This is a genomic window from Nocardioides sp. HDW12B, from assembly GCF_011299595.1.
Lineage (GTDB): Bacteria > Actinomycetota > Actinomycetes > Propionibacteriales > Nocardioidaceae > Marmoricola_A.
In genome coordinates, this window is sequence record NZ_CP049867.1 from 3,179,544 (window position 1) to 3,193,073 (window position 13,530).

The 13,530-nt window shown below is 73.3% G+C and carries 14 protein-coding genes; 6 read left to right on the forward strand and 8 right to left on the reverse strand.

Annotated elements, in window-relative coordinates; all coding sequences use genetic code 11:
* Positions 1-24 precede the first annotated feature (24 nt).
* Complete coding sequence (locus tag G7072_RS14765; RefSeq protein WP_166087640.1) at positions 25-1,095, reverse strand: DUF2332 domain-containing protein; 1,071 nt, start codon at positions 1,093-1,095, stop codon at positions 25-27.
* 44 nt (positions 1,096-1,139) lie between these two features.
* On the opposite strand from G7072_RS14765, the gene G7072_RS14770 reads away from it, so the two are divergent.
* Positions 1,140-1,901 (forward strand): hypothetical protein, encoded by a 762-nt coding sequence (locus tag G7072_RS14770; protein ID WP_166087642.1) that lies wholly within the window; start codon positions 1,140-1,142, stop codon positions 1,899-1,901.
* A gap of 37 nt (positions 1,902-1,938) precedes the next feature.
* Here G7072_RS14770 and G7072_RS14775 read toward each other — a convergent pair whose 3' ends face one another.
* Positions 1,939-3,135: an acyl-CoA dehydrogenase family protein gene (locus G7072_RS14775; protein WP_166087645.1), complete on the reverse strand. Its 1,197-nt coding sequence runs from the start codon at positions 3,133-3,135 to the stop codon at positions 1,939-1,941.
* A 169-nt stretch (positions 3,136-3,304) separates the two neighbouring features.
* Positions 3,305-4,264: an endonuclease/exonuclease/phosphatase family protein gene (locus G7072_RS14780; protein ID WP_166087647.1), complete on the reverse strand. Its 960-nt coding sequence runs from the start codon at positions 4,262-4,264 to the stop codon at positions 3,305-3,307.
* Between the two features lie 289 nt (positions 4,265-4,553).
* On the opposite strand from G7072_RS14780, the gene G7072_RS14785 reads away from it, so the two are divergent.
* From G7072_RS14785 to G7072_RS14800, 4 genes are read left to right on the forward strand one after another with little or no spacing between them, the layout of a single operon-like run.
* Complete coding sequence (locus G7072_RS14785; RefSeq protein WP_166087650.1) at positions 4,554-5,858, forward strand: CBS domain-containing protein; 1,305 nt, start codon at positions 4,554-4,556, stop codon at positions 5,856-5,858.
* Positions 5,845-6,456 carry a DUF1003 domain-containing protein gene (locus G7072_RS14790; RefSeq protein WP_166087652.1) on the forward strand — a complete coding sequence of 204 codons (612 nt, stop codon included), beginning with the start codon at positions 5,845-5,847 and terminating at the stop codon, positions 6,454-6,456. Before G7072_RS14785 ends, G7072_RS14790 begins: the two co-directional genes overlap by 14 nt.
* Positions 6,457-6,460: 4 nt before the next feature.
* Positions 6,461-7,615, forward strand: a complete 1,155-nt coding sequence (locus G7072_RS14795; protein ID WP_166087654.1) for an Mrp/NBP35 family ATP-binding protein — start codon at positions 6,461-6,463, stop codon at positions 7,613-7,615.
* 43 nt (positions 7,616-7,658) lie between these two features.
* Positions 7,659-8,006, forward strand: coding sequence for a sec-independent translocase (locus G7072_RS14800; RefSeq protein WP_166087656.1), 348 nt, complete (start codon positions 7,659-7,661; stop codon positions 8,004-8,006).
* 46 nt (positions 8,007-8,052) lie between these two features.
* Here the strand turns inward: G7072_RS14800 and G7072_RS14805 are convergent, their stop codons facing one another.
* Both G7072_RS14805 and G7072_RS14810 read right to left on the reverse strand, forming a co-directional pair.
* The gene (locus tag G7072_RS14805; RefSeq protein WP_166087658.1) at positions 8,053-9,585 is read right to left on the reverse strand and encodes a trypsin-like peptidase domain-containing protein; all 1,533 of its coding nucleotides are present in this window, start codon (positions 9,583-9,585) and stop codon (positions 8,053-8,055) included.
* Between the two features lie 81 nt (positions 9,586-9,666).
* Positions 9,667-10,347, reverse strand: coding sequence for a sigma-70 family RNA polymerase sigma factor (locus tag G7072_RS14810; RefSeq protein ID WP_166087659.1), 681 nt, complete (start codon positions 10,345-10,347; stop codon positions 9,667-9,669).
* 120 nt (positions 10,348-10,467) lie between these two features.
* On the opposite strand from G7072_RS14810, the gene G7072_RS14815 reads away from it, so the two are divergent.
* Positions 10,468-11,103: an O-methyltransferase gene (locus tag G7072_RS14815; protein WP_166090230.1), complete on the forward strand. Its 636-nt coding sequence runs from the start codon at positions 10,468-10,470 to the stop codon at positions 11,101-11,103.
* An 11-nt stretch (positions 11,104-11,114) separates the two neighbouring features.
* Here G7072_RS14815 and G7072_RS14820 read toward each other — a convergent pair whose 3' ends face one another.
* From G7072_RS14820 to G7072_RS14830, 3 genes are read right to left on the reverse strand one after another with little or no spacing between them, the layout of a single operon-like run.
* Positions 11,115-11,666: a GNAT family N-acetyltransferase gene (locus tag G7072_RS14820; RefSeq protein WP_166087662.1), complete on the reverse strand. Its 552-nt coding sequence runs from the start codon at positions 11,664-11,666 to the stop codon at positions 11,115-11,117.
* 16 nt (positions 11,667-11,682) lie between these two features.
* The gene (locus tag G7072_RS14825) at positions 11,683-13,299 is read right to left on the reverse strand and encodes a leucyl aminopeptidase family protein (RefSeq protein WP_166087664.1); all 1,617 of its coding nucleotides are present in this window, start codon (positions 13,297-13,299) and stop codon (positions 11,683-11,685) included.
* 23 nt (positions 13,300-13,322) lie between these two features.
* Complete coding sequence (locus tag G7072_RS14830) at positions 13,323-13,490, reverse strand: DUF3117 domain-containing protein (RefSeq protein WP_166087667.1); 168 nt, start codon at positions 13,488-13,490, stop codon at positions 13,323-13,325.
* Positions 13,491-13,530 lie beyond the last annotated feature (40 nt).

A 13,530-nucleotide genomic window follows, 5' to 3' on the forward strand; every position in this document is an offset into this window, starting at 1 on the left:
CGCCGGCGCCGCCCAGGGGCCGGCTCACTCCCAGGTCGTCGGCACCCCGTGCCCGACGGTCGCGCCGAGGACCTCCTCGGTCCCGCCGGGCCAGGTCGTCAGCCGCACGAGGAACTCGTGCGGGCCCCCCTCGACGCGGCGCGACGGCTCGGCCCGCAGGTGCGCGAGCGGGGCGTCCGCGGTGGTCGCGGCGCCGAGCGCGTCGAGGCGGTCGAGCACGCGGGTCTTCTCCTCGACGGAGAGGTACTGCCACATCACCGAGTGCCACAGCACCGTGAGGGTGCCGGGCCGCGTCGTCAGCGCCTCCACCACGTCGCCGGCCGCGGCACGTCGTACCTCCGCGGGGACGGAGTCGGCCACCCGGAAGGCGGCACGGAGCCGCTCCAGCCGGGCGGTCTGGTCGGGCCAGACGTACGCCGTGAGCGCGAGCCGTCCCTCGGTGGACCCGACGTCGACCGGCATCACGTCGCTGCCGATCCGCTCGACCACCCGCAGCCCCGGCCACGGCTCGAGCGGTCGGCCCTGCCAGGCGCCGGTGATCACCAGGCCGGCGTCGTCGGGGCCGAAGCGCCGCCCGGTGTCGTCGAGATAGACGTAGTGGTCGGCGCGCAGGTTCAGCCCGGCGGAGGACCCGATCTCCACCAGCCGCACCGGCAGGTCGCCCGCGCGGACGCGCAGCTGGAGGAGCCCGCCGTACAACGCGGTGGCACGACCCACCTCGTTGGTCTGCGGCGGCCGGTCGAGCCAGGAGCGGACCTCGTCGGGTCGCTCGGCCAGCAGATCGACGAAGGCGCGCCACCCGCCGTCGGGCTCCCAGGTGCCGCCGACGGAGGGGTAGTACGCCGCCAGCGCGCCCGCCCGCCGCTCGAGCACCATCCGGTGCACCGACCCGAGCAGCCGCAGGCCCAGTGCCGACGGACCAGGTGCGTCCTCGTGACCGGCTAGCACGGTGCGCAGCACGGCGCCGTCCTCGGCGCCGTCCTCGGCGCCGCCCTCGAGGGCCTCCACCACCCGCGTCAGCAGGTCGGCGTACATCGGCGAGCCCATGGCCGCGCAGGCCTCCGCCTGCTCGGCCAGGGCGCGCACGAGGTCCACGGAAGCCAGCCTGCCACGCCGCCCGCCGTCCTAGGCTCGGGCCCATGACTCACCCGCGCACCCGCGCCCGCTCGTACGTCGTCCCGCGCACCGCCGGCGCGCTCGCCGGCGTCCTGCTGCTGGCCGCGCTCGCCGGCTGCGGCGGCGGTGACGGCGACACCGGGGGCGGCGAGACGGCCGGCGACGACCCGTCGGCCGGCGCGAGCACGTCGGACACGCCGTCGCCGAGCCCCTCCGAGACGGAGAGCAGCACGGAGAGCACCGAGAGCACGGAGAGCACGGAGAGCAGCGAGGCCGACGACGTCGTCGATGCCGACTTCGACGACGGCCGCTTCACCTCGTCGGCCTACGCGTTCACCCTCCCCGACGGCTGGGGGGACGGCAGCGAGCAGACCGCCCAGCCGATGATCGGCGCCGTGGGCTACGACCCGGGGCCGGGGCGGGTGGCCTTCAGCGACAACGTCAACGTGGTCGTCAACACCGCCGCTCCGCCTTTGTCGGCGCAGCAGCTCGAGCGGCAACTGGTGCGCGAGGCCGCGGACCTGACCGAGACCACCCGTGTCCAGGACCGGACCGAGATCGCGGGGATCCCCGCCGTGCACCTCAGCGCGACCGGCAGCAGCGGCGCGGCCTCCGGCACGACCGACGGGGTGCCGATCGCGCAGGAGCAGTACGCGGCCTACTCCGAGCAGGTGCTCTTCATCGTCACCTTCACCCACGCCCGGGCGACGCCCACCGACGAGCGGGTCGAGGACGTCGAGGCGGTGCTGGGCTCGTGGGAGTGGCCGGACACCGAGGCGTCCTGAGCCGGGAGGCGGCCCAGGAGACGCCCGGGGAGGCGGCTCAGCGCTCCTTGTAGACGTCGAGCAGGCGGCGACCGATGATCATCCGCTGGATGTCCGCGGTGCCCTCGCCGATGAGCAGCATCGGGGCCTCGCGGTAGAGGCGCTCGATCTCGTACTCCTTGGAGAAGCCGTAGCCGCCGTGGATGCGGAACGAGTCCTCGACGACCTGCGAGCAGTACTCCGAGGCGAGGTACTTCGCCATGCCGGCCTCGAGGTCGTTGCGCTGGCCCTTGTCCTTGACGCGCGCGGCCTTGACCATCATCGCGTGGGCGGCCTCGACCTTGGTCGCCATCTCGGCGAGCCGGAACAGCACGGCCTGGTGCTCGGCGATCTTCTTGCCGAAGGTCTCGCGCTGCTGGGCGTAGGAGACGCCGAGCTCGAAGGCGCGGTTCGCGACCCCGCAGCCACGGGCGGCGACGTTGACGCGGCCGACCTCGACGCCGTCCATCATCTGGTAGAAGCCCTTGCCGGGAGCGCCGCCGAGCACCTGGTCGGCCGAGATCCGGTGGCCCTCCAGGATCATCTCGGTGGTGTCGACCCCCTTGTAGCCCATCTTCTCGATCTTGCCGGGGATGGTGACGCCCTGCGCGGTCTCGCCGAAGCCGGCCTCCTTCTCCACCAGGAAGGTCGTCATGTTCTTGTAGACCGAGTCGGCGCCCTCGTCGGTCTTGACCAGCACCGCGACCAGGTTCGACGAGCCGCCGTTGGTCAGCCACATCTTCTGGCCGGTGATGGAGTAGTCGCCGTCCTCGCCCTTGACGGCCTTCGTCGTGATGGCCGCGACGTCGGAGCCGCAGCCGGGCTCGGACATCGAGAAGGCGCCGCGCACCTCGCCGGTCGCCATGCGCGGGAGGTACTTCTGCTTCTGCTCCTCGGTGCCGTGGTGCATGAGCATGTAGGCGACGATGAAGTGGGTGTTGATGACGCCGGAGACGCTCATCCAGCCGCGGGCGATCTCCTCCACGGCGAGGGCGTAGGTCAGCAGGGACTCGCCCAGGCCGCCGTACTCCTCGGGGATCATCAGGCCGAAGACGCCGAGCTCCTTGAGGCCCTCGACGATCTCCGTCGGGTACTCGTCCTTGTGCTCCAGCTCGGTGGCCACCGGCAGGATCTTCTCGTCGACGAAGACGCGGACCGCCTTGAGGATCTCCTCCTGGATGTCGGTCAGACCCTCGGTCTCGCACAGGCGGGGCATGGCGTGTCCTTTCGACGACAGGCACGGGCCGCTCGGTGGTCGGCGGGCCCGGGGAAGCACAGCGGGCGGCGGCGAGATCGACCTCGCCACCGCCCGCCATGCTACTTCTCGGTAGCCCGCCGTGACCTGTGCAGTTCTTCACACGGGCCCGGGCCCGTGCGGGTCACGCTCAGCGCGTGCGCTGCCGCAGCGGGACCGCCACGTCGGCCAGGATCACCGGGTGGTCGGTGGTCCGCTGGACCAGCGGGGTCCGCTGGGCGAGGTAGTTGAACAGCCGCAGGTACGACGAGCCGAAGATCCAGTCGATCCGGGTGTCGCGCGGGGCGACGCACCGGGTCGTGCCGAAGGAGCCGCCGTTGGCCGCCTTCATCGGCGCCCGCGACGTCATCGCGCAGTGGTAGGTCTCCTTCTCGTTCATGTCCCCGGTGATGACGAGCGGGATGTTGGTCTCGTGGAGCCGGTTGGCCAGCGCGATCTCGTCGTTCTTGGCCATCGTGCGCCACTTCAGCTGCGGGGCGCGGTGGCGGGTGCTGGCCGGGTTGTGGAAGTTGGCCACCCACAGCAGGCGACCGGAGGCCTTGTGCCGCATCAGCAGGTAGGGCATCGGGACCCGCACACCGTCGAAGTAGGTGATGGGAACGGTGTTGGCCTCGACCAGCTCCCACTTGCTCGTCCGCCACGCGATGGAGTTGTGGGTGGCGTAGTTGGTCAGCTCGTCGCCGGGGTACATGTCCCAGGCGCCCTTGGTCACGCCCATGAACTGGTCGTGCTGGACCCGGTTGAGCTCCTGGAAGCCCACGATGTCGACGCCGTTGTTGTCGAGGATCTTCACCGTCGCCGGCGTGCGCACGGTGCTGCTCGCGAAGCTCCTCTTGTTGGCCCGGGGGCCGTCGGTGTGGTTGGCCCCGAGCACGTTGAAGCTGGCGACCCGCACGACGGGGGCGGTGCTGGCCATCCGCGAGAACGGCGTGGTGACGGTCGGCGGACCGGAGTCCGGCGCAGGGCCGGTGAGGACCAGCCCGGTGAGCAGGGCGGCCAGCGCCAGCACGAGCGTGCCGACGGTGGGCAGCCACCAGGTGGGGCGGGTCGGGACGACCCGGGCGGTGCGAGCGGCCACGGACGTGCGCATGCGGACTCCTTCGATCATGGGCAGACGACCGCGATGCGGTGGGGGTGTGTCTGCCGGCTCTCCCAGTGAGACGACGGTAGAACACCCGTGGGACGGGTGGGGCAGAATGCACCAAAGGGACGACAACGACCAACACGACACGCCGTGACAACACGGACAACTTCTGTCACATCAGTCACAATGGTCTCGCACGTCACAGCGTCGTCCGTGCCCATAGGCGCCGCACGTCGCCCCGCGGGCTCGGGCGATCACCCGCGGGAGCGCGGCGCGCGGGGACTACCCTGACGTCGTGACCACCTCCCCCAGCCGCGTCTTCGTGGGCCGACTGACCGGGCTGCAGGTCTTCGACCCCGCGGGCGACCAGGTCGGGCGGGTCCGCGACCTCGTGATCCTGCTGCGCCCCGGCGGCCGGCGCCCCCGCGTGCTCGGGCTCGTCGTGGAGGTGCTCGGACGCCGCAACGTCTTCCTGCCCATGACCCGGGTCACCAGCATCGACAGCGGCCAGGTCATCACCACCGGCGTGGTCAACATGCGGCGCTTCGAGCAGCGGGCCGGCGAGACCCGCGTCGTGGCCGAGATGCTCGACCGCAAGGCCTCCGCCCGGCACAGCGACCTCCAGGGCACGGTCTTCGACCTCGCCATCGAGCAGGAGCGCAGCCGCGACTGGGTCATCAGCCGCGTCGCCCTGCAGGAGGGGTCCAAGCGCTTCGGCCGCAAGGGCCAGACCCACGTCCTGGAGTGGGAGGACATCGACGGCTTCACCCCCGAGGAGGCCCAGGGCGCGACCCACCTGCTCGCCGCGCTCGAGGAGATGAAGGCCGCCGACCTCGCCCACGTCATCCACGACCTGCCCGCCAAGCGGCGTGGCGAGGTGGCGGCCGCGCTGGCCGACGAGCGGCTCGCCGACGTCCTCGAGGAGCTGCCGGAGGAGGACCAGGTCGAGATCCTCGGCCAGCTCGACGACGAGCGCGCCGCCGACGTCCTCGAGGAGATGTCGCCCGACGACGCCGCCGACCTCATCGCCGAGCTGCCGCCGGAGACGGCCGAGGCGCTGCTGGCGCTGATGGAGCCCGACGAGGCCGAGGACGTGCGCCGGCTGCTGTCCTACGAGGACCGCACCGCCGGCGGCATGATGACCACCGAGCCGATCATCCTGCCCCCCGACGCCACCGTGGCCGAGGCCCTCGCCCACGTCCGCCAGGCCGAGGTCACGCCCTCCCTGGCCGCGCTCGTCTACGTCACCCGCCCCCCGCTCGAGCCGCCCACCGGCCGCATGATCGGCGTCGCCCACATCCAGCGCCTGCTGCGCGAGCCCCCCAGCACGCTGGTCGGCTCGGTGGTCGACGAGGGCGTCACCGCCCTCAAGGTCGGCGACACCCTCGAGGACGTCGCGCGGCACCTCGCGACGTACAACCTGGTCGCCGCCGCCGTCACCGACGACAACAACCGGCTGCTCGGCGCGGTCACCGTCGACGACCTCCTCGACCACCTGCTGCCGGAGAACTGGCGCGACCACGACTCCGCCGAGAGCCGCCTGCCCACCGCCGCGCGCGCCGCCCGGTCGCTGCCGGGGAGGCTCCGTGGCCAGGCGTGAGCCGGGCTCGGAGGGCGGTCGCGAGCGACGTACCCCCCGCCTGGACCAGCCCCGCGACGCCCGCCGCCTGGTGCCGCTGCGCCCCCAGCTCGAGGACGACACGTTCGGCCGCTTCGCCGAGCGCTTCGCGCGCTTCATGGGCACCGCGCGCTTCCTGCTCTACATGTCCGGCTTCGTCGTCGCGTGGCTGATCTACAACTGGCTGGCCCCCGACGACGCCAAGTTCGACCCGTTCCCCTTCATCTTCCTCACGCTGATGCTCAGCCTCCAGGCGTCGTACGCCGCCCCGCTCATCCTGCTCGCGCAGAACCGGCAGGAGGATCGCGACCGCGTCATCGCCGAGGGCGACCGGATGGCCAACTCCCGCGCCCACGCCGACATGGAGTTCCTGGCCCGCGAGATGGCCAGCCTGCGGATGGCCCTCGGCGAGGTCGCGACCCGCGACTACGTGCGCTCGGAGCTGCGGACGCTGCTGTCCGAGATCGACGACCGGATGGCGCCCGACGAGCCCGCCGCCGCCCTCGACGAGCCCCTCGAGCCGCGTGACCAACCCGACCCCGGACGCCGCGGGAGCAGCACCGGCGGGCACGTAGGCTGAGGTCATGACTTCCCCGTCCACCGAGCAGATCACCGCTGCCCTCGCCACCGTCAACGACCCCGAGATCCGCCGCCCCCTCACCGACCTGGGGATGGTCGACGAGATCCGGGTCGGCGACGACGGCGACGTCGAGGTGCGGATCCTGCTCACCGTGTCCGGCTGCCCCATGCGCGACACCCTGACCAACGACGTCACCGCCGCGGTCGCCAAGGTCCCCGGCGTCAGCCGCGTCGCCGTCGAGTTCGGCGTGATGAACGACGAGCAGCGCTCGAACCTCCAGGCCTCGCTGCGCGGCGGCAAGGCCCCCAAGGAGATCCCCTTCGCCAAGCCCGGCTCGCTGACCCGCGTGATCGCGGTCGCCTCCGGCAAGGGCGGCGTCGGCAAGTCCTCGGTCACCGTCAACCTCGCCACCGCGATGGCCCGTCAGGGACTCAAGGTCGGCATCGTCGACGCCGACATCTACGGCCACTCCGTCCCGGCCATGCTCGGGATCGCCGACCACCGCCCCACGCAGGTCGAGGAGATGATCATGCCCGTGCCGACCGAGGAGGGCCCCTCGGTCATCAGCATCGGCATGCTCAAGCCGCGGCGCGACCAGGTCGTCGCCTGGCGCGGACCCATGCTCGACCGGGCGCTGGTGCAGATGCTGGCCGACGTCTACTGGGGCGACCTCGACGTGCTGCTCCTCGACCTCCCGCCCGGCACCGGCGACGTCGCGATCTCGCTGGGCCAGCACCTGCCCAACGCCGAGGTCGTCGTGGTCACCACCCCGCAGGAGGCGGCCGCCGAGGTCGCCGAGCGCGCCGGCACGATGGCCTCGATGATGCACCAGCGCGTCGTCGGCGTCGTGGAGAACATGTCCTTCCTGCCCTGCCCGCACTGCGGCCCGGAGCACCGTCTCGACGTCTTCGGCACCGGCGGCGGCGAGCGCGTCGCGCGCACGCTGTCGCAGCGCCTCGGCTACGACGTGCCGCTGCTCGGCGACATCCCGCTCGACGAGCGGCTCCGCGCCGGCGGCGACCTCGGCAAGCCCCTGGTCACCAGCGACCCCGACGCCCCGGCCGCACGCTCGCTCAGCGGGATCGCCGAGCGCCTCTCCGGCCGCGGCCGCGGGCTCGCCGGCATGCAGCTCGGGCTGGCTCCGGCCGGGAAGCGCTGAGCGACGCCGTGCCGGTGGGGGAGGCTGAGCAGGTGGTGCGGCGATGATGGGGATCGGGTTCGCCGAGTTCCTCGTCATCGGCGTGGTGGCCATGCTGGTCTTCGGACCCGACCGGCTGCCCGACTTCGCCCGTCAGGCCGGCCGCATGATCCGCCAGGTCCGCGGCCTCGCGCGCCAGGCGCGCGACGACATCCGCACCGAGCTCGGCCCCGAGTACGCCGACTTCGAGCTGACAGACCTCGACCCCCGCCGGGCCATCCGCAAGCACGTGATGGAGGCCTGGGAGGACGACGAGGACGACGAGGACGACGAGGACGACGTCAAGAAGGCCCCGGCGGCCCCGCCGCTGCGTTCCGGCGAACGGCCGCCGTACGACCACGAGGCCACCTGAGCGGCGCTCGCCCCGCCCGCTCGACGCGGGTGCCTGGTCGGCGACGTCAGCCGACGCGTCCGGCCAGCGTGACGTCGACCTCCTGCTCGTCGCCGTTGCGCTCCACGGTGAGCGTCACCGTCTGCCCCGGGCGCTGGCTGCGGATCTTGACGATCAGCGAGTTCGCGTCGGACACGAAGGTGCCCTCGATCTCGGTGACCCGGTCGCCGGTGCGCAGCCCCGCCTCCGCGGCCGGGGTGCCCTCCTCGACCTCGATGATGTCGGCGCCCGGGCGGTTCTTGCTGGTCCGCACGCTGGCCCCGATGACGGGGTACTCCGCCTCACCGGTCTGGAGGATCTGGCGGGCGGTGAAGCGGACCTGCTCCATCGGGATCGCGAAACCGACCCCGATGTTGCCGCCCTGGCCGCCGAAACCACCACCGGTCGTGGCGATGGCCGAGTTCACCCCGACCACCTGGCCCTGCAGGTTGACCAGCGGTCCTCCCGAGTTGCCCGGGTTGATCGCGGCGTCGGTCTGCACGGCGTTGATGTAGGACGAGTCGTCCTCCGCCCCCACGCTCACCGGCCGGTCGAGCGCGCTGACGATGCCCGAGGTGACGGTGCTGGACAGCCCCAGCGGGGAGCCGATGGCGACGACGGTCTGGCCGACGACCATCTTGCGCGAGCTGCCGAGGGCGGCGGGACGCAGCCCGCGGGGGTCCTTCACGTCGAGGACGGCGATGTCGTAGACGGGGCTGCGGCCCACCACCGTGGCGGTGCGGGCGCGGCCGTTCATGTCGACGACGTCGATCTCGGCGCCCTCCTCGGCGATCGCGACGACGTGGTTGTTGGTGATGACGTGGCCCGCGCGGTCCACGACGAAGCCCGAGCCGGTGCCGCCCTGGGCCTCGGCGTCGTCGTCGTTGACGACCCGGACCTGGACGGTGCTGGGCAGGAGGCGGGAGGCCACGGCCGCCACGCTCGTGTTGCCGGGCGCGAGGGGCTCGGCGTACTCCTCGGCGAGGGGGTCGTCCCCCAGCCCGACCGACCCACCGTCGTCGGAGCGCAGCCCGAGCAGCAGGCCGCCTCCGAGCAGGCCGCCGACGAGCCCGGCCACGAGCGCGGCGGCGATCGCGACCGGGAGGATCCAGCCGTTGCCCCGCCGGGCCGGGCCCTGCGGGTAGCCGGGGGGCGGGCCGTAGGGACCGTAGGGGCTCCCCGGGCCCTGGCCGTAGCCCGGGCCGGGAGGTCCGTACGGCGGTCGGCCGGGACCTCCGGGACCTCCGGGACCTCCGGGACCTCCGGGCCCTGCGGGTCCGCCCGGGGGGCGACCCCAGCCGGGCGGCGGGCCGTAGCCGGGAGGACCGGACGGCGGGCGCTGGCCCGGCGACGGCGTGCCGGGGGCGGTGCCGGAACCGGGACCGGGGCCGGGGGCGGCACCGGTGGGCAGCACGCGGGTGGGCTCGTCGCCGCTGGCCGAGGCCCAGGGGGACCCCGGGCGGGGCTCGTAGGGACCGGGTCGGGCCGGGATCGGCTGGGTGTCGTCCGCGGACGCGCCGGACCTGTCCTCGGCTGCTGGCTCGTCCCCGGGTGCACTCACCGGGCCATTGTTCCCCATGGGGTGCAACCCGACCCCCGGAGTACGACGATCGGGCGACGGCCGGACGCCCGCGGAGCCCGGTCAGAGACCGAGGCTCGGCACCCCCAGCACCGGGGGCCGGACCCGGGGACCGCGACGGGCGGGTCGCTCCGGGGTCGGGCGCGCGGCCCGCGGGTCGCGGTGGGCCAGCGCCCGCCGCAGCTGGGTGCGGCCCCGGTGGAGGCGGGAGCGCACCGTGCCCACCTTCGCGTCCAGGACCGAGGCCGCCTCGGCGTAGCTGAGACCCTCGAGGTCGACCAGCACCACGACGGCCCGCACCGGCGCGGCCAGGGCGGTCAGCGCGCTCTCCACGTCGGACTCGAAGGTCTCGTCCAGCAGGACGGTGTCGGCGGCCTCGGCGGGCCTGACCCGCGCCTCCAGGTGGTCGCCCCACGGGTCGACCCGGGTGCGGGCCCGACGACGGGCGTGGTCGAGGAAGAGGTTGGTCGTCACCCGGTGCAGCCAGCCCTCGACGCCGTCGGGTCGCAGGGTGTCGGCGGAGGTGAGGGCACGGACGAAGACCTCCTGGGTGAGGTCCTCGGCGTCCGACCGGTTGCCGGTCAGGCGGGTCGCGAGCCGCAGCACGCGGCCGCGGTGGCGTCGTACGAGCTCCGCGGGCTCCGTGGCCTGGGCGCCCTGAGTGCCCTGGACGGGCCGCGCGGCCTGGACGGGGACCGGGCGCGAGGGGCTGACCGTCCCCTCCTCGATCAGCACGCCGCTCATGGCTCGACGCTAGTGACCGGGGCTGAGAACCGGCTGAGGGTCTGCCGAGGTGACGCTGCGAAGCCGGGGTGCTGCCGATCGGTTAGAGTCCGCCTGAGCACACGACCCTGAGGGGGAGCTATTTCCACCGGACTCAAGCCCGCCAGCTGGACCTACGCCGAGCAGTTCGTCGCCGAGGACGAGGTGCTGGGCAACGCGCGGGCGCGGGCGCAGGAGGTCGGGGTGAGCCCCGTCGGCTCCGGCGCCGGAGCGGCCCTGCGGTTCCTGGCGTCGGTCATCGAGGCCCGCGCCGTCGTCGAGATCGGCACCGGCACCGGCGTCTCCGGGGTGTGGCTGCTGCGCGGCATGACCTCCGACGGCGTGCTCACCACGGTCGACACCGAGGCCGAGCACCAGCGGCTGGCCAAGAAGTCCTTCACCGAGGCCGGCATCCCGCCGCAGCGGGCGCGCCTGATCAACGGCTCGGCGCTCGACGTGCTCCCCCGCCTGACCGACGGCCACTACGACCTGGTCTTCTGCGACGGCGACAAGCGCGAGTACGGCGACTACCTCGCCGAGGCGCTGCGGCTGCTGAAGCCCGGCGGCCTGGTGGCCTTCGACAACGCGCTGTGGCACGACCGCGTCGCCGACCCGGCCCAGCGCGATCCCGAGACCGTGGCCGTGCGCGAGCTCGGTCGCAGCGTCCAGGAGCACGAGGGTCTCGTCCCGCTGCTGCTGCCGATGGGCGACGGTCTGCTGGTGGCGCGCAAGCTCTGAGCACCGGTCCGTCAGGACAGGTCGATCCAGTAGCGCAGCTTGCCCTCGCGGGTGTCCTCGTAGACGCCGCCCGCACTCTCGATCGTGCGCCGTGAGGCCTCGTTGTCGACGTCGCAGGTGATGAGCACCGGGTCGATGTCGAGCTCGTCGCAGACCTCGAGCATCTGCAGCAGCGCCGACCCGGCCAGTCCCCGGCTCCGCGCGGTCGGGCGTACGGCGTACCCGATGTGGCCGCCCCAGGTGTAGAGCAGCTCGTTGAGCTCGTGGCGCAGCGAGATGCGTCCGACGTACTCGTCGTCCTCGGCCATCCATAGCTCGGTGAACGGCACGAACTGGCGCGGGCGGGGCGCGTCCTCGTCGCGCTGGCGCACCAGGAAGCGGCACAGCGCGGCGAACTCCTCGGGGTCCTCGAGCCCCTGGCGGGTGAACTCCACCCCGGCGAAGCCGGCGTCGGCGGACCAGGACAGGAGGTTGGCGTACATCGCCTCGTCGGCGGCGACGAACTCGTCGGCCGCGGCGAGGAACGAGCGGTGGAAGCGCGGGTGGGGGTCGACCAGCCTCATGGGTGCACGTGCCGCGTCACGGGCGGCCGCGGCCCCTCGACGGCGCCCGCCCCGAGGTGCGGACACCGTCGAGGGGGTCACGCTGCTCCAGCCAGTGCAGCAGCAGCCGAGCCCCGAAGCCGGTGGCGCCGGGGGTCCACTCGAAGGCGTCGACCGGGGAGTCCCCGACCGAGGCGATGTCGAGGTGGGCCCACGGCACGTCGCCGGTGAAGTGCTGCAGGAAGAGCGCTGCGGTGATGGCGCCCGGCGAGCCGGCGGCGTTGTCGGCGTCGGCGACCTTCGACTCCAGGCGCTCCTCGTAGTCGGCCACCAGCGGCAGCCGCCACAGCGGCTCCCCCGCGGCCTTGCCGGCGACGTCGAGCTGCGCGGCGAGGCCGTCGTCGTCGGCGAAGAGGCCGCCGGTGCGCTGGCCCAGGCTGATCTTGACCGCCCCGGTCAGCGTCGCCACGTCCACGAGCACGTCGGGCTTGAGCTCGGCGACGGCGTAGGCGAGCGCGTCAGCCAGCACCAGCCGCCCCTCGGCGTCGGTGTTGGTGACCTCGCTGGTGCGGCCGCCGTAGTGGCGGACCACGTCGCCGGGACGCAGCGAGGAGCCGCTGACGGAGTTCTCGGCGCAGGCCATCAGCCCGGTCACCTTCACCGGGCAGTCGAGGGCGGCGAGCTGCTCCATGACCGCCAGCACCACACCGGCGCCGGTCATGTCGCGCTTCATGTTCATCATCGCGTCGGCCGGCTTGATGGACAGGCCGCCGGTGTCGAAGGTGATGCCCTTACCGACGAGCACCACGTGCGGCGTACGCCGTGAGGCCCGCGACGGCGCGTAGTCGAGCTGCACCAGCCGGGGCGGGTTGGCCGAGGCCTGACCGACCCCGGTCAGGCCGCCGAAGCCCCCGTCACGCAGCTGCGTCTCGTCCCACACCCGGATGTCGAGCTTCTGCGCGGACGCGACCTCGGCCGCCCGCTCCGCGAGCCACACCGGGGTCTTCTCGTTCGAGGGCACCAGCGCCAGCGTGCGCGCGGCCCAGCCGGCGCCACCCGTGGCGAGCGCGGCCTCGAGAGCCGTCTCGCGGGCGGACGGGCGCACCAGCCCGGCCAGCACGACCTGGGGCGCGAGCCCGGGGTCGCCGGTCTTGAGGTCGTAGCGGAAGCCCCCCAGCACCAGGCCCTCGACGAAGGCGCGCAGGCCCGCGTCGTCGGCGAGCGCCGGCACCGTGGTCACGACCCGTCGCGGGCCCGTGGCGTCGCCGGCGCGCTGGGGCGAGCGGGAGCGGCGTACGACGGCGGCACCGGCGCGACGCAGGTCGGTCGGCGTGGAGGAGCCGACCCCGACCAGCAGGAGCGTGAGGGGTGCGCCGCCGTCCCCGCTGTCCTGGTCGCCGGGGTCGCGGGCGCTGCGGGACAGCAGCACGTGCTCCACGACCTCGCCGGCGCGGCCCTTCGCCCCCTGGTGCTCGAGCAGGGCGATCAGGTCGACGTCGACGCGCTCGAGCAGCTCGGCGGCCCCCGGGCCGAGGACGAGCGTGCCGTCCTCGGCCAGGAACGGCAGCGCCAGCACGTCAGCCCCAGGCAGCTCGGACGCGAGGTCCTCACCCAGGCTGACGTGCGGTCGCAGTGGCGTGTTCGGGAGCGTCATCGCTCCCGGTGTCGAGGCTGAGATCAGCCCACGACCTGATGGAGGGCCGCCTCCAGGGCGCCGGCCTCCTCGGCGTTGAGCTCGACCACGAGGCGGCCTCCGCCCTCGAGCGGGACGCGCATGACGATGCCGCGGCCCTCCTTGGTCACCTCGAGCGGACCGTCGCCCGTCCGCGGCTTCATCGCCGCCATGCGAACACCTCTTCCTGTGTCACCAGCATGCTGGTCGGTC

Bases quoted from the DNA above. Each gene is read 5' to 3' on its own strand.
- G7072_RS14795 (WP_166087654.1), top strand. From the start codon at position 6,461: ATGACTTCCCCGTCCACCGAGCAGATCACCGCTGCCCTCGCCACCGTC.
- G7072_RS14830 (WP_166087667.1), bottom strand. From the start codon at position 13,490: ATGGCGGCGATGAAGCCGCGGACGGGCGACGGTCCGCTCGAGGTGACC.
- G7072_RS14820 (WP_166087662.1), bottom strand. From the start codon at position 11,666: ATGAGGCTGGTCGACCCCCACCCGCGCTTCCACCGCTCGTTCCTCGCC.
- G7072_RS14810 (WP_166087659.1), bottom strand. From the start codon at position 10,347: ATGAGCGGCGTGCTGATCGAGGAGGGGACGGTCAGCCCCTCGCGCCCG.
- G7072_RS14775 (WP_166087645.1), bottom strand. From the start codon at position 3,135: ATGCCCCGCCTGTGCGAGACCGAGGGTCTGACCGACATCCAGGAGGAG.
- G7072_RS14825 (WP_166087664.1), bottom strand. From the start codon at position 13,299: ATGACGCTCCCGAACACGCCACTGCGACCGCACGTCAGCCTGGGTGAG.
- G7072_RS14780 (WP_166087647.1), bottom strand. From the start codon at position 4,264: ATGCGCACGTCCGTGGCCGCTCGCACCGCCCGGGTCGTCCCGACCCGC.
- G7072_RS14800 (WP_166087656.1), top strand. From the start codon at position 7,659: ATGATGGGGATCGGGTTCGCCGAGTTCCTCGTCATCGGCGTGGTGGCC.
- G7072_RS14770 (WP_166087642.1), top strand. From the start codon at position 1,140: ATGACTCACCCGCGCACCCGCGCCCGCTCGTACGTCGTCCCGCGCACC.